At 47.9% G+C, this 25,049-nt stretch carries 25 protein-coding genes, 1 other RNA gene and 2 other annotated features; of the genes, 6 read left to right on the plus strand and 20 right to left on the minus strand.

The window, feature by feature from the left end; all coding sequences use genetic code 11:
- The 7 genes from NYE28_RS14295 to NYE28_RS14325 form a co-directional block, all read right to left on the minus strand.
- On the minus strand, positions 1 to 654 hold the full coding sequence (locus NYE28_RS14295) for an O-methyltransferase (protein ID WP_174747042.1): 654 nt from the start codon (positions 652 to 654) through the stop codon (positions 1 to 3).
- A 151-nt stretch (positions 655 to 805) separates the two neighbouring features.
- Positions 806 to 1,897, minus strand: coding sequence for an endolytic transglycosylase MltG (gene mltG / locus NYE28_RS14300; protein ID WP_012118069.1), 1,092 nt, complete (start codon positions 1,895 to 1,897; stop codon positions 806 to 808).
- 110 nt (positions 1,898 to 2,007) lie between these two features.
- Positions 2,008 to 2,289, minus strand: coding sequence for a DUF1292 domain-containing protein (locus NYE28_RS14305; protein WP_003152751.1), 282 nt, complete (start codon positions 2,287 to 2,289; stop codon positions 2,008 to 2,010).
- A 12-nt stretch (positions 2,290 to 2,301) separates the two neighbouring features.
- The gene (gene ruvX / locus NYE28_RS14310) at positions 2,302 to 2,718 is read right to left on the minus strand and encodes a Holliday junction resolvase RuvX (protein ID WP_003152750.1); all 417 of its coding nucleotides are present in this window, start codon (positions 2,716 to 2,718) and stop codon (positions 2,302 to 2,304) included.
- 8 nt (positions 2,719 to 2,726) lie between these two features.
- The gene (locus NYE28_RS14315; RefSeq protein ID WP_003152749.1) at positions 2,727 to 2,993 is read right to left on the minus strand and encodes an IreB family regulatory phosphoprotein; all 267 of its coding nucleotides are present in this window, start codon (positions 2,991 to 2,993) and stop codon (positions 2,727 to 2,729) included.
- Positions 2,994 to 3,077: 84 nt separating this feature from the next.
- Positions 3,078 to 5,714, minus strand: coding sequence for an alanine--tRNA ligase (alaS, locus tag NYE28_RS14320; RefSeq protein ID WP_042635383.1), 2,637 nt, complete (start codon positions 5,712 to 5,714; stop codon positions 3,078 to 3,080).
- Positions 5,715 to 5,794: 80 nt separating this feature from the next.
- Positions 5,795 to 6,002, minus strand: a binding site (T-box leader).
- A gap of 43 nt (positions 6,003 to 6,045) precedes the next feature.
- Positions 6,046 to 7,107: an AI-2E family transporter gene (locus NYE28_RS14325; RefSeq protein ID WP_007612803.1), complete on the minus strand. Its 1,062-nt coding sequence runs from the start codon at positions 7,105 to 7,107 to the stop codon at positions 6,046 to 6,048.
- 218 nt (positions 7,108 to 7,325) lie between these two features.
- Here NYE28_RS14325 and NYE28_RS14330 point away from each other — a divergent pair, with 218 nt between their 5' ends.
- Genes NYE28_RS14330 through NYE28_RS14345 form a run of 4 tightly spaced genes read left to right on the plus strand, consistent with a single transcriptional unit; the run spans position 7,326 to position 10,284 of the window.
- Positions 7,326 to 8,054, plus strand: coding sequence for an amino acid ABC transporter ATP-binding protein (locus NYE28_RS14330; RefSeq protein WP_007408209.1), 729 nt, complete (start codon positions 7,326 to 7,328; stop codon positions 8,052 to 8,054).
- 20 nt (positions 8,055 to 8,074) lie between these two features.
- Entirely contained in the window at positions 8,075 to 8,902 is an 828-nt protein-coding gene (locus NYE28_RS14335) for a transporter substrate-binding domain-containing protein (protein WP_007408208.1), read from the plus strand.
- A 56-nt stretch (positions 8,903 to 8,958) separates the two neighbouring features.
- A complete protein-coding gene (locus NYE28_RS14340) occupies positions 8,959 to 9,609 on the plus strand; it encodes an amino acid ABC transporter permease (RefSeq protein ID WP_061860749.1) in 651 nt (216 codons plus the stop codon).
- 18 nt (positions 9,610 to 9,627) lie between these two features.
- The gene (locus NYE28_RS14345) at positions 9,628 to 10,284 is read left to right on the plus strand and encodes an amino acid ABC transporter permease (RefSeq protein WP_342490145.1); all 657 of its coding nucleotides are present in this window, start codon (positions 9,628 to 9,630) and stop codon (positions 10,282 to 10,284) included.
- 35 nt (positions 10,285 to 10,319) lie between these two features.
- On the opposite strand, the gene NYE28_RS14350 is transcribed toward NYE28_RS14345, so the two are convergent.
- The 8 genes from NYE28_RS14350 to cymR all read right to left on the minus strand — a co-directional run bounded on the left by NYE28_RS14350 (position 10,320) and on the right by cymR (position 17,085).
- On the minus strand, positions 10,320 to 10,451 hold the full coding sequence (locus tag NYE28_RS14350; RefSeq protein WP_003152741.1) for a YrzQ family protein: 132 nt from the start codon (positions 10,449 to 10,451) through the stop codon (positions 10,320 to 10,322).
- Between the two features lie 21 nt (positions 10,452 to 10,472).
- Positions 10,473 to 10,664 carry a hypothetical protein gene (locus NYE28_RS14355; RefSeq protein ID WP_003152738.1) on the minus strand — a complete coding sequence of 64 codons (192 nt, stop codon included), beginning with the start codon at positions 10,662 to 10,664 and terminating at the stop codon, positions 10,473 to 10,475.
- 12 nt (positions 10,665 to 10,676) lie between these two features.
- Positions 10,677 to 11,135, minus strand: coding sequence for a PRC-barrel domain-containing protein (locus tag NYE28_RS14360; protein WP_007408205.1), 459 nt, complete (start codon positions 11,133 to 11,135; stop codon positions 10,677 to 10,679).
- Between the two features lie 118 nt (positions 11,136 to 11,253).
- Entirely contained in the window at positions 11,254 to 13,632 is a 2,379-nt protein-coding gene (locus tag NYE28_RS14365; RefSeq protein WP_061860750.1) for an ATP-dependent RecD-like DNA helicase, read from the minus strand.
- Positions 13,633 to 13,650: 18 nt separating this feature from the next.
- Positions 13,651 to 14,301 (minus strand): tetratricopeptide repeat protein, encoded by a 651-nt coding sequence (locus NYE28_RS14370; protein ID WP_342490146.1) that lies wholly within the window; start codon positions 14,299 to 14,301, stop codon positions 13,651 to 13,653.
- Positions 14,302 to 14,358: 57 nt separating this feature from the next.
- Positions 14,359 to 15,474, minus strand: a complete 1,116-nt coding sequence (gene mnmA, locus NYE28_RS14375) for a tRNA 2-thiouridine(34) synthase MnmA (RefSeq protein WP_053573163.1) — start codon at positions 15,472 to 15,474, stop codon at positions 14,359 to 14,361.
- A 36-nt stretch (positions 15,475 to 15,510) separates the two neighbouring features.
- The gene (locus NYE28_RS14380) at positions 15,511 to 16,650 is read right to left on the minus strand and encodes a cysteine desulfurase family protein (RefSeq protein WP_342490147.1); all 1,140 of its coding nucleotides are present in this window, start codon (positions 16,648 to 16,650) and stop codon (positions 15,511 to 15,513) included.
- An 18-nt stretch (positions 16,651 to 16,668) separates the two neighbouring features.
- Positions 16,669 to 17,085, minus strand: coding sequence for a cysteine metabolism transcriptional regulator CymR (gene cymR, locus NYE28_RS14385; RefSeq protein ID WP_003152730.1), 417 nt, complete (start codon positions 17,083 to 17,085; stop codon positions 16,669 to 16,671).
- Between the two features lie 194 nt (positions 17,086 to 17,279).
- Between cymR and NYE28_RS14390 the strand changes: the two genes are divergently transcribed.
- Complete coding sequence (locus NYE28_RS14390) at positions 17,280 to 18,548, plus strand: replication-associated recombination protein A (RefSeq protein WP_015240288.1); 1,269 nt, start codon at positions 17,280 to 17,282, stop codon at positions 18,546 to 18,548.
- Positions 18,549 to 18,664: 116 nt separating this feature from the next.
- On the opposite strand, the gene NYE28_RS14395 is transcribed toward NYE28_RS14390, so the two are convergent.
- From NYE28_RS14395 to NYE28_RS14415, 5 genes are all read right to left on the minus strand, one after another.
- Entirely contained in the window at positions 18,665 to 19,429 is a 765-nt protein-coding gene (locus NYE28_RS14395; protein WP_015240289.1) for a tRNA threonylcarbamoyladenosine dehydratase, read from the minus strand.
- A 71-nt stretch (positions 19,430 to 19,500) separates the two neighbouring features.
- Positions 19,501 to 19,692: non-coding RNA, 6S RNA (gene ssrS / locus NYE28_RS14400), on the minus strand.
- Between the two features lie 62 nt (positions 19,693 to 19,754).
- The gene (gene aspS / locus NYE28_RS14405; RefSeq protein ID WP_033574172.1) at positions 19,755 to 21,533 is read right to left on the minus strand and encodes an aspartate--tRNA ligase; all 1,779 of its coding nucleotides are present in this window, start codon (positions 21,531 to 21,533) and stop codon (positions 19,755 to 19,757) included.
- A 14-nt stretch (positions 21,534 to 21,547) separates the two neighbouring features.
- Complete coding sequence (gene hisS, locus NYE28_RS14410) at positions 21,548 to 22,822, minus strand: histidine--tRNA ligase (protein WP_012118082.1); 1,275 nt, start codon at positions 22,820 to 22,822, stop codon at positions 21,548 to 21,550.
- Between the two features lie 63 nt (positions 22,823 to 22,885).
- Positions 22,886 to 23,118 (minus strand) — a binding site (T-box leader).
- A 60-nt stretch (positions 23,119 to 23,178) separates the two neighbouring features.
- Entirely contained in the window at positions 23,179 to 23,349 is a 171-nt protein-coding gene (locus NYE28_RS14415; protein ID WP_020956141.1) for a YrzK family protein, read from the minus strand.
- Positions 23,350 to 23,479: 130 nt separating this feature from the next.
- On the opposite strand from NYE28_RS14415, the gene NYE28_RS14420 reads away from it, so the two are divergent.
- Complete coding sequence (locus NYE28_RS14420) at positions 23,480 to 25,042, plus strand: SH3 domain-containing protein (RefSeq protein ID WP_015240291.1); 1,563 nt, start codon at positions 23,480 to 23,482, stop codon at positions 25,040 to 25,042.
- The last annotated feature ends 7 nt before the right edge of the window (positions 25,043 to 25,049 follow it).

Here is a 25,049-nt window from a genome sequence, read left to right on the forward strand (position 1 = left end):
TCACCTCTTCTTTTTACTGATGGCGATGCCGTCTCCGACCGGCAGTATGACCGTTTGATAGTCAGGCCGGTCCATCAGCCATTGGTTATATTGATCAATTTTTTCAACAAGCTTCCGTCTTCTTTTCGGCTCAATGTCCGAGTGATTTTGTGCCACCAGTCCTTTAAACAGAACATTGTCCGTAAAAATGACTCCATCCGGCGCAAGCATCGGTTCATAGAGCTCAAAAAAGTTCGTGTACTGGCCTTTGGCCGCGTCGATAAAAATGGCATCATAAGGAGCCGTGACACGGACAGACTCAGAAAGTTCCAGCGCATCCCCGTGCATTACGTGAATCCGGTTTTCCATTTCAAAGTCTTTTATATTGTTCACAGCTTCTTCATAGCGTTTGTCGTCCCGTTCAATCGTGTAAATATTCGCACCCGGAAGCTCAAGCGCCATCCGTATGGCGGAATATCCGATTGCCGCGCCGATTTCCAAAATGTTTTTCGCCTGTTGAATCGACAGCATTTGAAGCAGCACTTCAATGCCCGCTTCTTCCATAATCGGAACATGGTGCTCTTTTGCATAGGCTTCAAGCTTTTTCACTTTATCAGGCCGAGGCTTCAGCATCGCGTTTATATACTCGTTTATTTGTTCATACCGATCATTCACGGCAAACAGCCTCCGTTCTAAAAAGGAGTGCCCCTGACGAATCCGCGGGGACACTCTCTTAAGACACTTCTTTATCCATAAGTAAACAACCCGATATATTTTATCATAAAACCTTTCAGAATGGAATAAAAGGAGAGCTTTTGCCCTCCTTTTATTCGCTGTCTTTTTTGGAAATATACTTTTCCTTCGCTTTATTATGGTCTTTTAATGTTTTGGTGAAAACAACCTCGCCGTTTGATTTTGCAAGGAAATAGAGATAATCCGTTTTGTCAGGGCGGAGAGCCGCTTCCCATGATGAATCACCGGCATTTGCAATCGGTCCCGGCGGCAGCCCCTTATGTTTATACGTATTAAACGGAGAATCAATTTTCAGGTCTTTGTAGTAGACCCGGCTTTTATGCTTACCGGCCGCATATAATACCGTCGGATCAGTCTGCAGCGGCATTTTTTCTTCGAGCCTGTTGTAAAAAACGCTGGCGATTTTGTGACGGTCAGCTTTGGCGGTGGCTTCTTCTTCAATTAGCGATGCCATTGTCAGCGCGTTATGGACGGAAAGTTTCTTTTTTTCCAGTTCAGATTTATACGTTTCGATACGGGTGTTTGTTTCCTGAACCATTGCCGTCAAAATCGTGTCAAGCGATGCATCCGGATCATTAAACGGATATGTGGCCGGATACAGATAGCCTTCGAGCGGATGCTTGAGCTTCTTGTTTGAAAGTGCGTCCGTTATCGTATCAGGAAACTGTTTCTTCAGTTTGCCGATGAATGTTTTGTCATCCAGTTTCGCCATGATCTCTTCTTTAGAATATGATGTTTCTTTTGCGATCGCCTCTGCAATCTGTGTAAGCTGTTTTCCTTCAGGAACGGAGATCTGAAAGGCATATCCCGTTGATCCCGCGGTCAGTTTTTTGATAATCGCATCCGCATCCATTCCTTTATTCAGGTGGTAAAATCCCGCCTGAAACCCGGAAGCGCCCTTATACTTCACATACAGCTGAAATGCTTTTTTGCTTTTGATGACATGCTGATCCTCAAGAATTTCAGCGATTGCCGAAACGGAAGAACCGCTCGGAATATTAATATTGACTGCCGTTTTGCTGCCTTTGTCAACCGGAGACAGCAGAGATTTTCCATAGAAAAAAGCACCGCAAATGATGATAAGCAGAGCGATCACGGAGGACAGTATTATCGTCGTTTTTTTGTTTTTACGCGGAAATGAATGTTTAGTCTGATTGATATTCATACAAGTATTTTCCTCCCAACAGCTCTTATACTACATGATTCATGTGCATTCGGCAATTTATTACAAAAAAAAGCCGAAGCGCATATGCGCTCCGGCTTTTTCCGTTCATTTTATTCTTCGTCTTCTTCCGCTAAAAACGTGTTCAGCGTTTCTTCGATCATTTCCCACTCTTCATCGGTTTCAATCGGCATCAATTCGCCGTCTTCACCGTTTTCGTTCGGTTCGAAGCTTGAAGCGTGAATTTCGATTTCATCATCGTCTTGAGCATCAATCGGATAATAAAGTACGTAAGATTTGTTGAATGTGTCGTTTTCAAATGTGAACAGCACTTCGCAAAGCTGTTCGTTGCCTTGATCATCGACAATTGTAATGTGTTTTTCGCCGTGTTCCATTTTTTTCACCTCTTAGTTTAAACTGTCCAGATATCCTTGAAGGATCATGACAGCCGCCATTTTATCAATGACTTTTTTTCGTTTTTGCCTGCTGACGTCAGCCGCGATCAGCATTTTTTCAGCCGCCATCGTCGTCAGACGCTCGTCCCACAGCACAACAGGGACATTGTACGCTGTTTCAAGCAGTTTCGCAAATGTTTGGCTGGCTTCGCCTCTCGGACCGATCGTCCCGTTCATGTTTTTCGGAAAACCGAGCACGATCTTCTCTACATTATAGTCTTTCATCAGCTCGGATAAACGGTCCAGACCGTAATCTCCTTCAGCCTCGTTTATTTTTATCGTCTCAATGCCTTGAGCGGTCCAGCCCATTTCATCGCTTAAAGCTACGCCGAGTGTTTTCGTTCCAAGATCAAGTCCCAATATTCTCATGAATGTATTTACGCCTCTTTATGCTGTTCTAGATAGGATTTTACCAATTCCTCGATTAATTCGTCACGTTCCAGTTTGCGAATTAAGTTCCGGGCGTCGCGATGCCTAGGAATGTATGCAGGATCTCCAGACAGCAAGTATCCGACAATCTGGTTGATAGGATTGTACCCCTTTTCCTGAAGCGCATCATATACCGTAATCAGCACTTCTTCGACGTTTGTTTCAGCAGAATCATCGGAGAAATTAAATTTCATCGTTTTATCAAACGAGCTCACCGTTTTGCACCTCTTTCCCAAATTCGCAGGCAAAGTTCAGCCTGAGGTCCTCATCTTATCATCATTCTACACTAGTTGAAAGGATTATAAAACGGATTTTATCCAATCTTCCGCAGATGCGAGCGCCTCTTCCAATTTTTCAGGCTGCTTTCCGCCGGCCTGCGCCATGTCCGGACGGCCTCCGCCTCCGCCTCCGCAGACTTCAGCCGCTTGTTTGACCATTTTGCCGGCGTGAAGACCTTTTTCAATCAGGTCTTTCGTCACGCCTGCTGAAAGGTTGACTTTCTCATTTTGCACGGCGCCGAGAATGATGACCGCAGAACCGAGCTTCGCTTTCAGATCATCCACCATAGTGCGAAGGTGGTTCATGTCTTTCGCATTTACTTTTTCAGCCAGCACTTTTACGCCGCCGATGTCTTTTACTTTAGACAGAATGGCTCCGGCTTCTACATTGCCGAGTTTGCTGAGCAATGATTCATTTTCTCTTTGCGCTTCCTTCAGCTCCGCTTGAAGAGACTGAATTCGCTTCGGTACGTCTTTTACGTTTGATTTCAGCTCGTCCGCAGCGTGCTGCAGAAGGCTGAGCTGGCTGTTCATTTCCTGATAAGCGCCTTTTCCTGTTACGGCTTCAATTCTTCGCGTCCCTGCGCCGATCCCTGATTCGGATACGATTTTAAACAGGCCGATTTCAGCCGTATTCGTGACATGGCATCCGCCGCAAAGCTCAAGGCTGTAATCTCCGACTTGTACGACGCGGACGATATCGCCGTATTTCTCGCCGAACAGGGCCATCGCGCCCATTTCTTTCGCTTCATTGATCGGTTTTAAATCAATCGCTACCGGAATGCTCTCCCAGATTTTTTCGTTGACGATTCCTTCAATGCGTTCAAGTTCTTCTTTCGTCACTTGACCGAAATGAGAGAAGTCAAAACGCAGACGGTTTTCGGTAACGAGTGAACCCGCTTGGTTGACATGTGTGCCGAGAACGTCTTTCAGCGCCTGGTGCAGAAGGTGGGTAGCCGTATGGTTTTTCACCACGCCGCTTCTCATTTGATCTTCAACTTCAGCCGTCACGCTTGCGCCTTTTTGAATCGTGCCGCTAGCCACCGTGCCTTCGTGTACATGCTGACCGTTCGGAGCTTTTTTCACGTCTTTAATGGTTACGACAGCCTGCTCGCTTCTCAGCACTCCTCTGTCACCGATCTGTCCGCCGCTTTCAGCATAGAAAGGCGTTTTGTCAAGAAGGATTTGGACGGTATCCCCTTCATGCGCCTCACTGATTAATTGCCCGTCATGAAGAAGCTCGATCACCTTCGCTTCAGCTTTTACGGCACTGTAGCCGACAAATGTGCTTTCTGCGGTAATGTCGCGCAATGCGCCGCCCTGAACCTGCATGCTTCCTACATCTTGGCGCGCATTTCTCGCCCGTTCACGCTGTTTTTCCATTTCGGCTTCAAAGCCTTTATGGTCAACCGTCATTTGCTCATCTTCCGCGTATTCCTCCGTCAATTCAACCGGGAATCCGTACGTATCGTACAGTTTGAATACGTCTTTTCCGGAGATGATGCCGCTGCCTTTTTCCTTCTCTTTCTTTATCACGTCGGATAAAATGGCCAGACCTTCGTTTAATGTTTCGTGGAAGCGCTCTTCCTCCGTTTTGATGACTTTGGCGATAAACTCTTGCTTTTCTTTCACCTCCGGATAGAAAGCGTCCATAATTCCTGCAACAGTCGGTACTAGCTCGTACATAAACGGACGGCTGATACCGATGGTTTTCGCGTATCGCACTGCCCGGCGCAAGAGGCGTCTCAGTACATACCCGCGCCCTTCATTTGACGGCAGAGCTCCGTCGCTTACCGCAAATGCGACCGTTCTGATATGATCGGCGATCACTTTAAAGGCCGTATCCTTCACTGCATCCTTTCCGTAAACATCTCCGGAAATGCGCTCTGTTGCTTCAATAATCGGCATAAACAAATCAGTGTCAAAGTTTGTCGGGACATCCTGAATCACGGAGACCATCCGTTCAAGCCCCATGCCCGTATCAATGTTTTTCTTCGGAAGCGGTGTGTACGTGCCGTCCGGGTTGTGGTTGAACTCTGAGAATACCAGGTTCCATACTTCAAGATAACGATCATTTTCGCCGCCCGGATACAATTCAGAATCTGACGGGTCATTGCCGTATTTCTCGCCGCGGTCATAGAAAATTTCCGTATTCGGTCCGCTCGGGCCTTCGCCGATATCCCAGAAGTTCCCTTCCAGACGGATGATTCTTTCTTCCGGAACGCCGATTTTTTCCGCCCATAGCGTATAAGCTTCTTCATCCTCAGGGTGAACCGTTACAGACAGCAGCTCCGGATCAAAGCCGATCCACTTTTCGCTCGTTAAAAACTCCCATGCCCATGTGATCGCTTCTTCTTTAAAATAATCACCGATGGAAAAGTTTCCGAGCATCTCAAAGAACGTGTGGTGGCGCGCCGTTTTCCCCACATTTTCAATATCATTTGTTCGGATTGATTTTTGCGCGTTTACAATTCTCGGATTCTCCGGCACAACGCGGCCGTCAAAGTATTTTTTCAGCGTCGCAACGCCGCTGTTGATCCATAATAAAGACGGATCTTCATGCGGAACCAATGAGGCGCTCGGTTCAACGGCATGGCCTTTTTCTTTAAAGAAATCTAAAAACATTTGACGCACTTCAGCAGAAGTTAAGTGTTTCATCTATGTTCCTCCTTATCACTACCCGAAATTCTCTTTTGCGACAGCAAAAAAGCTCTCTCCCTATGCAAACCATGCGTTCACACAGGGACGAGAGCTGTCTCGCGGTACCACCCTGATTACAGGCCGAAAAAGGCCTGTCACCTTTCATCCCGTAACGCAGGACTGCGGCAGCCTTTAACTGCACTCAGGATTAGCTTCGGCCGATCTTCTGCTGAAGCTCCTTTCAGCGTATCGGAGCTTCTCTCTTAAACAGGGCTTCGGCGTACTCATATCCGTCACTCGAGATTCGTATGTATTCTACTCGAAATTATAGACAAGCAGAACCCGAATGTCAATGTTCCGTCCTGATCCGCAAAAAGTGTATGGCCGTCACTTTTAAAACGGCTGCCGCCGGAACAGCGAGAATCATGCCGGGTATGCCCGCGAGCTCTCCTCCGGCAAGGAGCGCCAGCATGATCACGACGGGGTGCATTCTGAGACTGCGCCCGACAATAAGCGGGCTCAAAATGTTTCCTTCTATAAATTGCAGAATAAAAATCGTGACGATTACGATGATCACAGCTTTAGCAGAAATCGCCAGCGAAAGGAGCAGCGCCGGCACAGCACCGATAAACGGACCGAAATACGGGATGACATTCGTAATCCCGATGGCAAGACCCAAAATCAGCGGGTAAGGAAGCCCGAACAGCCAAAATGAAACGCCGGCTATTAACCCGAGCAAAAAACAAACGAGAAGCTGACCGCGGATGTAATCACCGAGAGAGTCGTCCACATCCCGCAGAAATTCACTCCCCCTTTTTCTCCAGGACTTCGGCGTCAAATACCAGACCGTCTTTTTCATGACGTCTATATCCTTCACCATATAGAACACGAGAAAAGGAATCGTCGCCGCGATCAGGATATAATCAAGCACGAAACGGATGCTTCTGATCGTGCTTTCAATCGTGCCGGCAAGAAACGTTTCTGTCTGCTGAATCATTTTGTCCATTCGATGGTGCATGCCGTCAGGCCAATGATCCGTGTGATTATGCAGATGCTTCAGCATGCTGTTGTAGTTTTTGGCAAGACCGGGAATGCTCTCAGACAGATCCTGCAGCTGTTCAATTAAAACAGGAACCCCTTTATAAACCCCCCAGCCGATTCCGCCGAAAAACAGGCAATAAATCAGAAGCAGGCTTAAAGTTCTAGGCATCCCTTTTCTATGAAGCCATTCAGTAATCGGAAGTAAAAGATAAGCAATAAATACTGCAATGAATATAGGAATAAAGAGAGATTTTATAACAAGCCAAATGGGAGACCATAACATATCGAGCATGCAAAAGACATACACTGTTAACAAAACGAGCAGACATACAGCCGTCCACATTAAGAGCTGCAGCGGTTTTTGAAGCATGACGTTTCACCTCTTGCTTTATCTTTTGACAGAAAGCCGGAATTATTCCCGTTTCATAAACTCCGCCTTATGACACAGACCTCTTGACGGAAACAATTATCAGAAATTACGAAATAATCTAAATAATATTCATAAAAATCTGTATAACTATCGTAATGTGTTAAGGGGTTTTAAAACTGTCCAGTCAATATGACTCATGTTTTTTAAGGAGGTTGGCCATGATTTCATTTCAGGATGTAAATAAGCACTACGGACATTTCCACGTGCTGAAAAACATTAATCTGCACATTAAAAAAGGGGAAGTCGTCGTTATCATCGGACCTTCAGGATCGGGAAAAAGCACGCTTCTCCGCTGCATTAATCAGCTGGAAACAGTTGATGGAGGCGCCTTAACGGTAAACGGCGTCTCCATCCATGACAAGAAAACGGATATAAATAAGGTCCGCCGCAATATCGGCATGGTGTTCCAGCATTTTCATCTGTACCCGCACAAAACCGTTCTGCAAAACATCATGCTCGCACCGATCAAAGTACTTAAGCAATCAAAAGAAGAAGCAAAAGAAACGGCCTTATACTATTTGAAAAAAGTCGGTATACCGGAAAAAGCGGACGCTTATCCTTCACAGCTTTCCGGCGGCCAGCAGCAGCGTGTCGCCATCGCCAGGGGGCTTGCGATGAAGCCCGAAATTATGCTGTTTGATGAACCCACATCTGCGCTTGATCCGGAAATGATCGGGGAAGTGCTGGATGTCATGAAAACACTCGCAAAGGAAGGCATGACCATGGCAGTCGTCACACATGAAATGGGATTCGCAAAAGAAGTGGCGGACCGCATCGTGTTTATCGACGGCGGAGCCATCTTAGAAGAAGCTGCACCGGCTGAATTTTACGAAAGCCCACGTGAAGAGAGGGCGCGTTTATTCTTAAGCCGTATTTTAAATCACTGAAAAGAAACGGAGGAGTGCTTATGTCACGTGTAACAAAATGGTTGTCATTCGGGTTGATATCACTGCTGGCCGTCTTTATGCTGGCCGCCTGCGGAGGGAAAGAAACGTCCGGAGATTCAAAAGGAACGGGAAAAGACACGTTAGCCTCTATTAAAGACAGAGACAAAATCATCTTCGGCGTCAAAACCGACACGAGGTTATTCGGGCTGAAAAACCCAAGCTCCGGTGATATTGAAGGCTTCGATATTGATATCTCAAAACAGCTCGCAAAAGATATTCTGGGGGATGAGAAGAAAGCGGAATTTAAAGAAGTGACGTCAAAAACGAGAATTCCGATGCTGCAAAACGGCGATATCGATGCCATCACCGCCACGATGACAATAACGGATGAGCGGAAAAAAGAAGTTGATTTCTCAGATGTTTATTTTGAAGCCGGGCAATCCCTGCTCGTCAAAAAAGGAAGCAGCATCAAAAGCACCGAAGACCTGGGAAAAGGCTCAAAAGTATTGGCGGTAAAAGGCTCTACTTCCTCACAAAACATCAGAGAAAAAGCGCCTGACGCCTCAGTGCTGGAATTTGAAAATTACGCCGAAGCGTTCACTGCGCTTAAAGCGGGACAGGGAGATGCGCTCACAACCGATAATGCGATTTTATACGGCATGGCAGATGAAAATAAACAATATCAGCTGACAGGCGAAACCTTCACCGATGAACCTTACGGAATCGCCGTCAAAAAAGGCCAATCCGGACTCATCAAGGAAATCAACGCCTCTTTGAAAAAAATGAAAGCCGACGGCAGGTATGAAAAAATCTATAAAAAATGGATTAAAGAAGAACCGGCAAAATAGAAAGGACCGCGGGATGAGCAGGCATGCTCATCCCCGTTTTATAAGGAGTGACATAGATGAACTTTTCAATTTTAACGGAAAACTTCGATATGTATATGGACGGTTTCCTGCACACATTGCTTGCGAGCTTCATCGCGCTGGCAGGCAGCTTTGCGCTGGGCGTTCTGATCGCAGTCATGAGAATCACGGCTTTCAAACCCCTTCAATGGATCGGCACTGCGTATGTGGAATTTATCCGGAACATCCCGCTTCTCCTCATCACATTCGTTTTTTATTTCGGACTTCCGAACGTCGGGCTGAGACTGGACGGCTTTCAGGCGGGAACGATTGCGCTTACGATATACACGTCCGCCTTTATCGCAGAAGCCATCAGAGCCGGAATTCAGACTGTCTCCAAAGGGCAGATGGAAGCGGCCAGATCGTCAGGCTTCACCTACAGTCAGGCGATGAGATATATCATTCTTCCTCAGGCCGTAAAGATCGTGATTCCCCCGCTCGGAAACCAATTTCTCAACCTTGTCAAAAACTCATCAATACTCGGAGTGGTGGCGGGACTCGATTTGATGTATCAGGCGGATCTCGTTTCCTCAAGCACTCTTGTCGTGTTTGATGTCTATATTTTCGTCGCGCTTTTTTATTTGATAGTAACGATCCCGCTCAGCATCGGGGTTCACTATTTGGAAAGACGTCTCGGAAAGAGTTATTAGAGAAGGAGAGTGAAAAACATGGATTTTAGCGGCGCCTATACACCTGACCATCTGCTGTTTTTATGGGACGGCTTTTTGGTCACACTTTATGTTGCGCTGATCTCCATTGTCCTGAGTTTTATTTTCGGGCTTGCCGCCGGCACTTTGCGCTATGCGAAAATTCCTATCGTCTCGGGCATTATAGCGGCCATTGTGGAAACCATCCGCAACCTGCCGCTGTTATTAATCATTTTCTTTACGTTTTTTGCCCTTCCGGAAATCGGGATCAAGCTGGAAATTACCGCGGCCGCCATCACGGCGCTGACGATTTTTGAATCGGCCATGCTGTCAGAAATCATCAGAAGCGGTTTGCAATCCATTGACAAAGGACAGATTGAAGCGGCGCGTTCTTCAGGACTGACGTACACGCAGACTCTTTTTCTCGTCGTCATGCCGCAGGCGCTCAGGCGTATGGTTCCTCCGATCGTGAGCCAGTTTATCTCCTTATTAAAGGATACGTCACTTGCGGTCGTCATCGCTCTGCCCGAACTGATTCATAACGCGCAGATCTTAAACGGACAAAGCGCTGACGGAGGGTATTTTTCCCCGATCTTTCTGCTGGCGGCCCTGATGTATTTCGCGGTCAATTACAGCCTGTCTCTCGCAGCCAGACGGCTGGAAGCGAGACAAACGTAAAAAGGATACTTCCGGAGAAGTATCCTTTTTTCTGCTTAAAACATTTTCATGACTCGTCTTCTCATCCGTTTCATACCTTTTTTATTCAGCATATCGGATTGAGAAGCCATACGATACATAACGGCTCCAGCTCCTAAAGCCAACAGAGAGGTCATTGTTCTGCCCATCGCGCGTATCTCCTTTCAACTTTAAAAATTGATACTGCGTTCGTCTTCAGAAAACAAATCATCAAGACTGCTTAATGTGCCGTCTTCCTCTACTTGATGTGTCGCAATTTTGCCTTTGGCCACCGTCAGCTCAATGAAGCAGCCCCAGCAATAGTATTGGTTTACGCCGATTTTGCCGATATCTTTACTTTTGCAGTTCGGACATACAAGCACAGACTACACCTCTTATCCGTTCAGGACGATGCCTTCTTTCCCCGCTTCAATAAGCGTATCGGCGGCGCGGCGCACTTGGCGTCTGCCGGCCAGATCTGAAAAGAAGCCGTCCGAGAGTTCATATGCTACGATTATGCCCCTGTCCAAACAAAAGTATACATCTTCCAGCAAACCGAACATTTCACCATCAGGCGATTTCACCGGCTGCATCTTAATCTGTTCAAAGGTGAAACAGCTCTTCGGCAAAGGCTGCAAATGAGCATGACCGGCAGCTACGGCTTCTTGATCCATCTCTTTTATATCACTTGCCTCTAAAAAAAGATGGCGGTTGTGAAACAGGCGTTTCTGCTCCAGCACGAAACCGAGAAACCGGCCGTCCAGAGAGAAACATACATCCGATATCATCCCGAGACTGCGCCCGGTGTTTTCGTCATATACTGTTCGTCCTTCAGCTGCATGGCATGTTCTCAAAGTGTGATCAACCACCTTTTGTTGAACACGTATAGGTTTTGCCAAGAAGCGGGGCAGCATACTTTGAAATGACTTCCACAGGCGAAAACCCGGCGCATGTTTATGCACCGGGTTTTATTTACGCTTTTTCTTCCATAAAGTCAAACGGCGTGATGCCTTCCATTCCGATGTTCGCATCATATACACTGAACGGCAGCTCTTTTTGCAGGGCGGCCAGTTCTGCATCCATCTCTTCAGTCTGCTCTGTGAGCCTGTTTCTAAGCGACGTCTGTCTGACGGTGGCATCATTGTTTTTGACGCCCCATTCAAGCGCTTCTTCTTCTCCGCAAAGAATCAGAAATTTTTTCGCCCTTGTTATGGCGGTATAAAGCAGATTTCTCCTGAGCATTCGATAGTAGCCTTTGACGACAGGCAGGACGACAATCGGGAATTCGCTCCCCTGCGACTTATGAATGGAACAGCAGTACGCGTGGGTAAACTGGCTGAAATCCTTTTTCGTAAAGGTGATTTCGTTGCCGTCAAATGAGACGACGACCATGTCTTCTTTTTCCGTATTTTCTTTGGCATAAAAAATGGATACGATTTCGCCGATATCGCCGTTAAACACATTGTTTTCCGGCTGGTTGACAAGCTGTAATATTTTATCGCCCGTCCTGTAGACGACATCACCGAATTTCAGCTCCCGCCTTTTTTCTTTCGGCGGATTCATGATGTCTTGAAGAAGCATATTCAGCTCGTTAATTCCCGCTTTTCCCCTGTACATCGGGGCCAGCACTTGAATATCCCTGGAGGTATACCCCTTTTTTAACGCGTTCGAAACGACCTGATCCACGACTTCTTTAATCTGTGAAGAATTACAGCGGATAAATGAGCGGTCCTTTGTCGGCGCGGTCAGCCCCTTTGGAAGCAGTCCTTTTTTCATATCATGCGCAAGTTCCACAATGGATGATCCTTCAGCCTGACGGTAAATATCTGTCAGGCGCACGGTCGGCAGCACCTCAGAAGCCAAAAGGTCTCTGAGCACCTGCCCCGGTCCTACTGAAGGAAGCTGGTCTTCATCACCGACGACAATGAGCTGAATGTGCTTAGGAAGCGCCTTAAACAAATGGCTGGCGAGCCAGATATCGAGCATACTCGCTTCGTCTATAATGATCAGTTTCCCTTCTATCGGCTGATCTTCATTGTAGGTAAAGCCTTCAGCGCCATTCCAGCCGAGCAGCCTGTGTATCGTAACAGCCGGCAGACCCGTAGATTCGCTCATCCGTTTTGCGGCTCTTCCCGTCGGCGCGGCAAGCAGCACCGGGAACGTCTCGTCTTTTTTATAATCACCGGGGTCAAGCGATACTCCGTGCAGTTCACTGTATAATTCCACGATTCCTTTAATAACGGTCGTTTTCCCCGTCCCAGGTCCTCCGGTCAGTAAAAGCATCGGTGAAGACAGCGCTTTTTGAATGGCATCCTTTTGGCTTGGTGCGTATTGAACATTCATCCGTTCTTCCAGTTCACCGAGTGCAAGCAGAAATTCCGATTCAGGAAATTGATCGGCATACTCCGTTTGAGCCGCAATGTCGAGCACGCGTTTTGCGACATTTTGTTCGGCGTAATACAAGGACGGAAAATAGCAGCGTTCTCCTTCTATGACGATATCCTTACTCTCCCCGAGGGCGATGATGCCGTCAGCCGCATCCATTTCCGTGACGCGGCCGCCTTCAGCTGACTGATTCAGGAGCGTTTGCGTATTGATTATCAGCTGCTTTGTTTCTATGTACGTATGGCCCTCTGAAAGACAGGTCGATTCAATTGTATATAAGATAGCCGCTTTGATCCGCTCCGGGTGGTTTCCTGACAGACCCATTTTTCCGCCCAGCTCGTCAGCTTTCACAAAGCCGATGCCTTCAACGTCTTTTACAAGCTGATAAGGATTTTCCTGAATTTTCTCCAGTGTTTCCGTTTCGTAGGCCTGATATATTTTCATGGATAGCTGGGGCCCGAAACCGTATTGGTTCAGAGAGATCATAATCTGCTCAAGCCCCTGATGCCGCTGCAGCTCTCCGGCAAGCTTATCCGCTTTCTTTTTCGACATTTTCGGCACATCGTAAAGCACCGATGCATCCGTCAGAATTTTATTGAGCGCGCCGTCTCCGAGCTTTTTGACGATTTCTTCCGCCGTTTTTTTTCCGATTCCTTCAAACAGATCACTTGATAAATAGTGAATGATCCCTTCTTTTGTGGTCGGAATTTCTTTTTTAAAGTGTTCAGCCTGAAATTGCAGGCCGAACTTAGGATGCGTGGCGGTTTTTCCGTAAAATGTGTAGGTCTCATCTTCTTGCAGCAGAGGGAAGTAGCCCGTTACGGATACGACCTTGTCTTCGATCGCCTCAGACGTTTCTGCAACCTTGACTTTCAGCACTGTATACAGGTTGGTGTCATTATGATAAATGACCGTATGAATGACGCCTTTTACATACGGCTGTTCTTCGATGTTCAGCTGATCCACGAGCCTTCCCTCCTTTTGTTATGACTGGGTGATAAGCTGTTTCGCATGAAGCGCAAGCATATGATCAGGCTGTATGCCGATTGCGCCTTCCAGCATCTCAAGCGCCTTTTCACGATTTTCTTTGTACGCGTAAGCGACCCCGGCATTATAAAATGCGTCCGCGTGGCTTGGGTCCTGCTCGATCACCGTCTCAAACTGCGCCAGAGCTTCATCCAGCATTTCTTCGTTTGCGAGGCACATTCCGAACTGGAAGCGTGCTTCCGTGTCATTTTCATTTAATTCAACGGCACGCTGCAAATATGGCAGTGCAAGCTTCGGCCGCTCTAATTTAACGAGAACGGTCCCCAGCATATAAAACAAATCTCCGTTTTCCATTTCGGAGCGAAGCGCTTTTTCAAACATATCCTTCGCTTCGGAAAACGATTCTTTCATCACATATACGTTTCCCGCACCGTAATAAGCGGCTGCCGCCGAATTGTCCAATTCAAGCGCTCTGTTATAGAATGCAAGCGCCCGTTCGAGTTCGTTCACAGAAGAAAGCAGATTTGCGAAGTTGATATACGGCACCGGATCTTGGCCGTTTTCCTCAATCGCTTTCGTAAAAGCCTCTGCCGCTTTTTCAAAATCGCCCTCCTGCATGGCGTCAATCCCGATTTTATTATAATCCATTTTTAACTTCCTTTCGCTAAAAAACCCCAACATGCGAGTTGAGGTTTTTTACATGTGTTATACGTACCACAGTTTTGTTCCGTCTTTATAAACGTCATCTATCGTTCCGCCGCCGAGGCACTCTTCTCCGTCATAAAAAACGACGGCTTGTCCCGGCGTAACGGCGCGTACCTGCCCGTCAAAAATGACTTCCGCTTCATCATCACCCGTCATTTTCACCGTTACTTTGTGATCTTCCTGACGGTAGCGGAATTTCGCCGTGCATGTCATTTCGCCGCCGTCCATCAGAACGGGACGCGTCCAGCTGACATTTGTCGCCGTGATCTTGTCAGAATACAGAAGCGGATTATGGAATCCTTGATCAACATACAGAATGTTTTTTTCAAGATCTTTACCGACGGCGAACCACGGCTCGCCGCTTCCGCCGATTCCAAGACCGTGGCGCTGTCCGATAGTATAATACATCAGACCGTCATGACGCCCTTTTACTTCTCCGTCCATTGTCATCATATCGCCCGGCTGAGCGGGGAGATATTGGCTGAGAAACGTTTTGAAGTTGCGTTCGCCGATAAAGCAGATTCCCGTGCTGTCTTTTTTCGCAGCTGTCGCAAGTTCCGCTTCTTTGGCGATTTCCCGCACGCGGCTTTTTTGCAGATCACCGATCGGGAACATGACTTTGCTGAGCTGTTCCTGATTGAGCTGATTCAGAAAATAAGTCTGGTCCTTGTTTTCGTCCAGACCGCGGAGCATGCGCACTGTACCTGCGCTTCTGTCCACGCGGGCGTAATGGCCCGTCGCAAGATAATCCGCGCCGAGTGACAGAGCATGATCCAAGAAAGCCTTAAACTTAATTTCTTTATTGCACATGACATCCGGATTGGGGGTTCTTCCGGCTTTATATTCATCAAGGAAATATTGAAATACCTTTTCCCAATATTGCTTCTCAAAATTGACGGCATAATACGGAATTCCGATCTGGTTGCAGACCCGGATGACGTCTTCATAATCTTCCGTCGCCGTGCAAAAACCGTTTTCGTCCGTATCATCCCAGTTTTTCATAAAGATTCCGATTACATCGTAGCCCTGCTCCTTCAGCAGAAGGGCCGCCACGGAAGAGTCCACGCCGCCGGACATGCCGACTACGACTCTTGTATCCTCCGGCCGTTTTTCCATTTGCATTCACTCCATTAAAAACGTAAGTCCGCCGTTTTAAGCAAGCCGTTTAACGACGGCGGCAAGCTTTTCGGCGGCTGTTTCGATTTGTTCCGCCGTATTGCCGAGGCCGAAGCTGAGGCGGATTGACGAAGTCAGCCTGCCGCTCTCACTTCCGAACATGGCCGTAAGCACATGGGACGGAAGAACGGATCCCGCCGTACAAGCAGATCCGCTGGAGACGGCAATGCCTTCCATGTCAAGATTGACCAGCAGCGCTTCCACCGGCACACCGGGAAAGTAAAGGTTTAAAATATGAGGCAGGCATTTCTCGGCATCTCCGTTCACCTCCGCTGTGACGCCGGATTTTTCCAGCGTGCTCATGATAATGTTCTTAAACTCCTTATACTTCGCTGTTTTCTCTTCCCTCTCACGGTTTGAAAGGACGACCGCTTCTTTTAAGCCGGCGATGCCCGGTACATTTTCCGTCCCCGCGCGGCGCTTTCGTTCCTGCTCTCCCCCGAGAAGAATCGGTGACAGCTTCACCTCTTGATTTACATATAAAAAGCCTGTCCCTTTAGGCCCGTTAAGCTTGTGACCGGAAACAGACAGCATGTCAATTCTGCTTTTTTTCACTTCAATCGGCATATAACCGAATGCCTGGACGGCATCTGTGTGAAAATAGGCCTGATGCCCGCTTAACAGCTCTCCGATTTCGTCAATCGGCTGAATGGTACCGACTTCGTTATTGCCATACATGACGGTAACAAGGATTGTATCATCACGGAGCGCTTCTTTCACCTGATTTGCACTGATCCGTCCTGAAGGGCCGGGGATGAGGTATGTCACCTCAAAGCCGTCTTCTTCCAGCTTTTCGCAGGCGTGCAATACAGCATGATGCTCAATAGCGGTCGTAATGATATGCTTACCTTCATTCTTCCGGGCGGCAGCCGTTCCGAAAATCGCTAAATTATCAGCCTCCGTGCCGCCGCTTGTGAAAATAATTTCCTGTTCTTTCGCACTGATTTCGCGCGCGATGTCCGCTCTCGCTTCATCGACCCATTTCCGGGATTCTCTCCCGAATGAATGAATGCTTGACGGGTTGCCGAAACTGCCGAAGAAATGGGGCTTCATCTCTTCGAGCACACGCTCATCCATCGGGGAAGTCGCGGCATGATCTAAATAAATCCGTTCCATTGTCTGTACACCTCTGGTTTAAATATAGAACATATAAGCTTCCTGCTCGCCGTCCGTGTAGCTCGCAAGGTCTTCTAACGTCGTGCTGTCCAGCACGTCTTTTACAGCGTCGCGGATGCGGATCCATAACTCCCGCTTGGCAGGCTCTTCATCCTCAAGCACTTCTACCGGGCTGATCGGCCCTTCCAGCACTCTGATAATATCTCCGGCCGTTATCTCTTCAGGCTGGCCCCCGAGCACGTAACCCCCGTAAGCGCCTCTGATGCTTTTTACGAGTCCGGCGTTTCTGAGCGGTGATACAAGCTGTTCCAAGTAATGCTCAGAAAGGCTGTTTGTTTGGGCGATGCTTTTGAGCGACGTCGGACCGTCTCCGTGCTTTTTCGCCAATTCAATCATAATGGTGAGCCCGTATCTTCCCTTTGTCGATATTTTCAATATGAACACCCCAGTCAATTCTAATTGTTAATTTATACAAGTAAATGGATATGAATAATCTGTTTAGTATCTTATAGACCAACTGTTATTATAACATAACTTATCCTAATTTTCATTGAAACACGGGGCCCGCCGCAATTCGCTTTTCTAATCGTCCGTTTTCCGTTACCCTGTATATGTAAGGAGAGATGTTCATGAAACCATTGGCGTATCGGATGCGGCCTGCCAATATCGAAGACATTATCGGCCAGGAACATTTGGTCAAAGAGGATAAAATCATCGGCAGAATGGTGCGTGCAAAGCACTTATCATCCATGATCCTGTACGGACCGCCGGGCATCGGAAAAACGTCCATCGCCACAGCGATCGCAGGATCGACAAGCATCGCATTCAGGAAATTGAATGCCGTCATTCATAATAAAAAAGACATGGAGATTGTCGTACAGGAAGCGAAAATGTCAGGCCAGGTCATTTTAATCCTTGACGAAGTGCACAGGCTTGATAAGGGAAAGCAGGATTTTCTGCTGCCCTATTTAGAAAACGGCATGATTATTTTAATCGGCGCGACGACCGCCAACCCTTATCATGCCATTAACCCGGCCATCAGAAGCCGGACCCAGATATTTGAGCTTGAACCGTTAACACCCGATCTGATCAAGCAGGCATTGGAAAGAGCGCTCACAGATGAACACCGGGGGCTCGGTTCCTACAGCGTTTCGGTGGACGACGACGCGATGGATCATTTCGCGCAAGGGTGCGGAGGAGACGTCCGCTCCGCTTTGAACGCACTTGAGCTTGCCGTGCTCTCCACAAAGGAATCAAGCGACGGCACGATCCGGATTACACGGGAGACGGCGGAAGAATGTCTGCAGAAAAAAAGCTATACTCATGATAAAAACGGCGATGCGCATTATGACGTCTTATCCGCCTTCCAAAAATCGATCCGAGGCTCGGACGCAAACGCCGCCCTTCATTATCTGGCCCGTCTGATCGAAGCCGGCGACCTTGAAAGCATATCAAGAAGACTTCTCGTGATCGCCTATGAAGATATCGGCCTCGCAAGCCCGCAGGCAGGCCCCCGGGTGCTGAGCGCGATTCAGACCGCAGAACGGATCGGCTTTCCGGAAGCGAGAATTCCGCTGGCCAATGCGGTAATCGAATTATGCCTCTCGCCAAAATCAAACTCCGCCATCTCAGCCGTTGATGAGGCGCTCAAAGACATCAGGACGGGTAAAATCGGCGATGTGCCGAAACATTTAAAAGACGCCCACTATAAAGGGGCCCAAGAGCTCGGACGCGGGATCGGCTATCAATATCCTCACGATTTCGAGAACGGATGGGTCGAACAGCAATATTTGCCTGATCCGTTAAAAAACAAGCAATACTATAAACCGAAACAAACGGGGAAATTTGAAGCCGCCATAAAGCAAGTGTATGAAAAACTGATGAAGCAGAAAAAATAACCGGACAAGGACACCCTATGTGTTCTTGTCTTTTTTGATACCGGCCAAAATCTTTCGTGTAAACGGCGGATTCAAATAAAAAAAACAGCCTTTCCTGAAGAAGGCTGTTTTTCTTTTTATTTATCTTTAACCCGTTTAATGTCGATGTCCTTTAAGAGCTCCATGACAACATGTCCGCCCATAATCAGACCGGCCACTGACGGAACCCAGGCGTTGGAAGACGGCGGCATTTGCGCTTTGCGGATTTTCGCTTCATCATTCCCGACTTCTTTTCTGACGTCCTCACGGATGACGATCGGGCTTTCATCAGAAAAAATGACCTGTACGCCTTTTTTAATGCCCTCTTTGCGAAGCCTTGTGCGGACGACTTTGGCAATCGGATCGGTATGGGTTTTTGAAATATCAGCAATCTGAAAGCGTGTCGGGTCTGTTTTATTCGCCGCTCCCATGCTTGAAATCAGCGGAACATTCCGTTTCAGACATTCTTTCATCAGATGAATTTTATAATGAATCGTATCCGACGCGTCAATGACGTAATCAAGCGGATGCTCAAAGAACTGCTCATATGTCTCTTCTGTATAAAACATTTTTAAGGCGACGACATCGCAATCCGGATTAATATCCGCGATCCGCGCTTTCATCAAGTCTGTTTTCGGCTGTCCCACCGTCGACAAGAGCGCATGCAGCTGGCGGTTTACGTTTGTAATGTCAACATCATCTTTATCGACAAGCACGATCCGCCCCACTCCGGACCTCGCCAATGCTTCGGCTGCGAATGAACCGACTCCGCCGACGCCGAGAACGGCCACCGTGCTGTTTTTTAACGTGTCCAGCCCTTCTTTTCCAATCGCTAGCTCATTTCTGGAAAACTGATGTAACAAGAACCTCACTCCACATTCTGGTTTTATAAACTCGGCTTGTCAAAAAGCCGCTGGTTTTAGCGCACAAAAAATAAAGTCCCAATTGTGCCGTTGCAGCTTTCCTTCGTTTTGAACCCGCTCTCAGCAGGTGGGTGCCCTTTTTTAAATCTTGTAAGTCCTCTTAACGAATGAAAAGAGGCATGTACGCCATTTAAAAATGCGGGCTCCCAAATCAAAAAAATGTTCGGTCAAAACTAGGTGTACAACTAACACATCAGGACTTTATTTAACTTGTCAAAATCATATCACAGCAGATTTTGATTTTCAAGAAACAAACTGCTGATCTTTACTGTTTCACTTTTCTTTTGACAGAAAGGTGAAGTTCTTCAAGCTGGGCGTCGCTCACTTCGCCGGGCGCTTCCGTAAGAAGGCAGCTTGCGCTTGCCGTTTTCGGGAAAGCGATCGTATCTCTTAAGTTTGTGCGTCCTGCAAGAAGCATAACCAATCGGTCTAAGCCGAGCGCGATTCCGCCGTGCGGAGGGGCGCCGTATTCAAAGGCTTCAAGAAGGTATCCGAACTCCTCCACCGCTTCTTCTTTTGTAAAGCCGAGAAGCCCGAACATTTTTTCCTGAACGTCTTTTTCAAAAATACGGATTGAGCCTCCGCCGAGTTCATAGCCGTTTAAGACAAGGTCGTAAGCCTGCGCTTTCATATCTTCAGGCGCCGTTTCAATCAGGTCAAGATCTTCACGCACAGGCATTGTAAACGGATGGTGAGCCGCATAGAAACGGCCTTCCTCCTCGTCATGCTCCAGTAACGGCCAGTCCACAACCCACAGGAAGTTGAAGAGGCTTTCGTCAATCAGGCCGCGTTCTTTGCCGAGCTTTAAGCGAAGCGCGCCGAGGGATTGGGCCACAACCTCAAACTTATCAGCGCCGAACAGGAGCAGATCGCCTTCAGAAGCATCAAGCGCTTCAGCCAGTTTTGCCTGCTTCTCTTCATCAAAGAATTTCGCAATCGGGCCTTTTACACCGTCAGCTTCAACTTTCACCCAGGCGAGACCTTTCGCGCCGTAATTTCCGGCAAAAACGCCGAGCGCATCGATATCTTTTCTGGAATAGTCGCCGGCAGCGCCTTTGACATTGATCGCTTTTACAACGCCGCCGTTTGCCACGGCTGATGAGAACACCTTAAATTCAGTATCTTTCACTATGTCTGACACGTCCGTCAGCAGCATGCCGAAGCGGGTGTCAGGCTTGTCGGAACCGTAGCTGTTCATCGCTTCTTCATATGTCATTCGCGGAAGCGGAAGCGGTACTTCAACACCTTTTGTTTCAAGCATGACTTTCGCCATCATCTCTTCCGCCAGAGCCATGATGTCCTCTTGACTCATAAAGGACATTTCGATATCAATCTGCGTAAATTCCGGCTGGCGGTCGGCACGCAAGTCTTCATCGCGGAAGCAGCGGGCCACTTGATAATACCGTTCAAAGCCCGACACCATCAGAAGCTGTTTAAAAATCTGCGGCGATTGCGGAAGGGCGTAAAATTCTCCTTCATGCACCCGGCTCGGCACTAAGTAATCACGGGCGCCTTCGGGAGAGCTTTTTGTTAAAATCGGTGTTTCAATATCAAGAAATCCGTTTTCATCCAAGAAATGGCGGATGGATTTTGTGACTTGGTGGCGCATTTGCAATGTTTGAAACATCGCCGGGCGGCGCAAATCCAAATAGCGGTGTTTTAACCGGACGTCTTCAGAAACGTCAGCCGCCTGGTCACTGATCGGAAACGGAGGCGTTTTCGCCGTACTGAGCACCGTCACCGTTTCAGCTTTGATTTCAATTTTACCGGTTTTCAGGTTGGGATTCACCGTGCCTTCTTCACGGGCAGAAACAGTGCCTTCGATATCAAGCACATATTCGTTTCTGATTGCTTCCGCTGCGGCAAGGGCTTCCTTCGATACGTCAGGGTTGAACACGACTTGCACAATACCCGAGCGGTCGCGCAAATCAATGAAAATCAAGCCGCCGAGATCGCGCCGCTTCTGCACCCATCCTTTCAGTTTGACGGTTTCGCCAATCGCTTTTTCAGTTATCTCGCCACAATAATATGTTTTTCCAAACATAGCGTTCCTCTCCTTCACTGCTTTTGATCTGCCTTTAACACTTGTATCAGCTCGTCTAACACCACTTCACGCTGCTCTCCTGTTTCCGCATCTTTTACATTGATTTTATTTTGGGCAAGCTCATCTTCCCCTAAAATCGCAATAAAACGTGCGCCGAGGCGGTCAGCCGTTTTAAATTGGCCCTTCATCTTTTTATTTTCATAATCGATTTCACTTGAGATGCCCGCTTCTCTCAGTTTGTACACGAGGGAAACGGAATAATCCTTCGCTTTTTCTCCGAGCGTCACGATGTAGCAGTCAATCCCCTGATTGACGGGAAGCTCTGTTTTCTCAGCGTCAATGGCTGCCAGCAGACGTTCGATGCTCATCGCAAATCCGATACCCGGCGCTTCAGGTCCGCCGATCTGTTCAACAAGCCCGTCATAGCGGCCCCCGCCGGCAAGTGTTGTAATCGCTCCGAATCCTTCGGCATTGCTCATAATTTCAAAAGCGGTATGGTTATAATAATCAAGCCCTCTGACAAGGTTCGGATCTATTTCGAACGGGATGCCGAGATCGTTTAAGTATTGTTTTACTTTTTCAAAATAAGCGGCTGATTCTTCATTTAAGTAATCAAGAATGGACGGAGCCGTTTTCATCAGTTCATGCTCTCTGTCTTTCTTGCAGTCAAGAATTCTGAGCGGGTTTGTGTGCAGGCGCGACTGGCAGTCTGAGCAAAACTCTCCGATGCGCGGTTCAAAATGTTTGACGAGCGCCTCCCGGTAGGATTTGCGGCTGTCCTGGTCACCAAGGCTGTTCAGCACAAGCTTGACATGTTTCAAACCGGCTTTACGGTAAATACTCATCGCAAGCGCAATGACTTCTGCATCCACGGCCGGATCTTTGGAGCCGATCGCTTCAATTCCGAATTGATAGAATTGGCGGAAACGCCCCGTCTGCGGACGTTCGTAACGGAACATCGGTCCGACATAATAAAGCTTCGTCGGCTGCACCGGGTTCGCAAATAATTTATTTTCATTGAACGCGCGGACTGCGGCGGCTGTTCCTTCCGGCCGAAGCGTCAGGCTTCTCCCTTTACGGTCTTCAAACGTGTACATTTCTTTCTGCACGATATCTGTAGACTCACCGACGCCTCTTGCGAACAATTCCGTATGTTCGAAGATCGGCGTGCGGATTTCTTTATATTGATAAGTGCGGCACGTCTCCCTCATAATTTGTTCGACGAACTGCCATCTGTCTGATTCACCCGGCAGTATGTCCTGTGTGCCTCTTGGAATGTGATATGCCATGTTACAGGCCTCCTTAATGTCTTTCTTCAAATAAAAAAACTCCCGCTCCTACTATACATGTATAGTAGGGACGAGAGTTATACCCGTGGTGCCACCCTAGTTGGAATGCCGAAGCATCCCCGCTCTGACCTTTAACGCAGGTTCACGTCCGCTGCCTAATGACTTACAAAAGCGTTCAGCAGGGAACCTCCGGAGTGTTGTTTCGAGAAAGATGCAGTGCGGATCCGCTTTCAGCCCGGGACGGTTCCTCTCTTCTCCATGCATTCTGACCTACTCTTCTCCATTATCGGTTCAAAATCGTTATCATGACTTATGTACATCAATTTCTATTATAATAATGGGATTGCACTCCCCTGTCAAGTTTTATTCCGTCTGTTTTTCCTTGCGACCGCATCTTTCGATAAAAGACCGAACTCCGTCGCCGTCTCTTCAAGAAAACCCGCCTTTTCTCTATCGCTCTGATCACTGAAGTGCAGATTTCCTTCCGCATCGTGCAGCGCGCGTCCCATTTTTGGTTGATATTTCATGATTTGCACACCTTTTCGCTGTATTTATGACTAGTATAAACAAACCATTTTATTTTTATTTAACATTCAGCAAGGAAAATACGATATTATACAAGAATGTATTTTAGTTAGTTCAGAAAGGAGGACAGCCATGAAGAAGAGAACTCTTGCTCTTATTTTATGCGGCGTCATCATCACAGCGCTTCTTCCGTCATTCCACACCGCAATCGCCGCAGAGGGAGAAGCGGTCATCGCGACAGACAAGATCAATGTCAGAGGCGGTCCCGGCCTGAGCTATGGAATTAAGGCTGAAGTAAAAAAAGGGGAAAGATACCCGATCGCTAAAGAAGAGGGAGACTGGGTGCAGCTTCAGCTGAGCCCCGGTAAAACCGGATGGGTCGTTTCCTGGCTGATATCAAAAACAGCCGGAGGAGCAGACCATTCATCCGCAACAAGCGGAACGGTCACTTCCACCGATCCTGACCTCCGCATCAGAAAAGGCCCGGGGACATCATATGAAGTCATCGGCAAACTTCCGCAAGGCGCACATGCATCCGTGCTTGACAAGAACAGCGGATGGGTGAACATTTCTTATCAAGGCACAACCGGATGGGTTTCTTCCGAATACGTCACCGCGGACAGCGGCGGATCGGATACGAAAGCAACTTCGGCCCGAAGCGGGTCAAAAAACGGGACTGTCGGCGTTTCTTCATTGAATGTCAGAAGTGCAGCGTCACATGATTCAGCGATTATGACTAAATTATCACGCGGAACAAAGGTTTCCATCTTAAGTGAAGACCACGGCTGGCTGAAAATTGAAGCAAACGGGCAAAAAGGCTGGGCAGCAAGCCACTACATCATAAAGGATTCTGACTCATCGGACAGCGCATCCGGCTCGGGAGACGGTTCTGCGGGCTCAGGCTCCTCGAAAAAAGCGTATATTGTTTACGGCGGCACCAACTTAAGGAGCTCGGCCTCGACTTCCGCTTCTATCGTAAAAAGAGCAGATAAAGGCGCAGCCTACCCGATTGTCGGCTCAAGCGGCAAATGGTATGAAGTCCGGCTTGAAAACGGACAAACCGCATATGTGGCAAACTGGGTCGTACAAACGTCAAAAAGCGGTGAGGAAACAGGTGAAGCACCTTCTCCCGACACGTCAGGCGGCAGCGGCTCACTTAAAAACAAAACGATCGTCGTTGATCCCGGACACGGAGGAAAAGACAGCGGAACGATCGGCTACTCCGGAAAGTTTGAGAAAAACGTAACCATTAAAACCGCTAAGCTGCTGGCCCAAAAACTGCGGGCGGCCGGTGCAAACGTGTATATCACCAGACAGGATGATACTTTTATCAGCCTGCAGGCCAGGGTTTCAACCTCTCATTACCGGAATGCGGATGCCTTTATCAGCATTCACTATGACAGCTATGCCGATACGTCAACACGGGGAAGCACGGCTTATTATTACAGTCCGTCTAAGGATCGCCAGCTTGCCTCAGACGTCCATTCTGAAGTAGTGAAGCGTTCCCCTATCCCGGATCGCGGCGTTCTGTTTGGCGATTATTACGTCCTGAGGGAAAATAAACGGCCTGCCATGCTGTATGAGCTCGGCTATCTCAGTCAACCGCAAGAAGAAACAATCATACATAGCGGCTCTTATCAGGAAAAAGTGACAGACGGAATTGAAAGCGGATTGGAACATTATTTTCAATCATAAAAAAAAG

This window comes from Bacillus sp. FSL R5-0443 (genome assembly GCF_038608285.1).
Classification (GTDB): Bacteria; Bacillota; Bacilli; order Bacillales; family Bacillaceae; genus Bacillus; species Bacillus velezensis.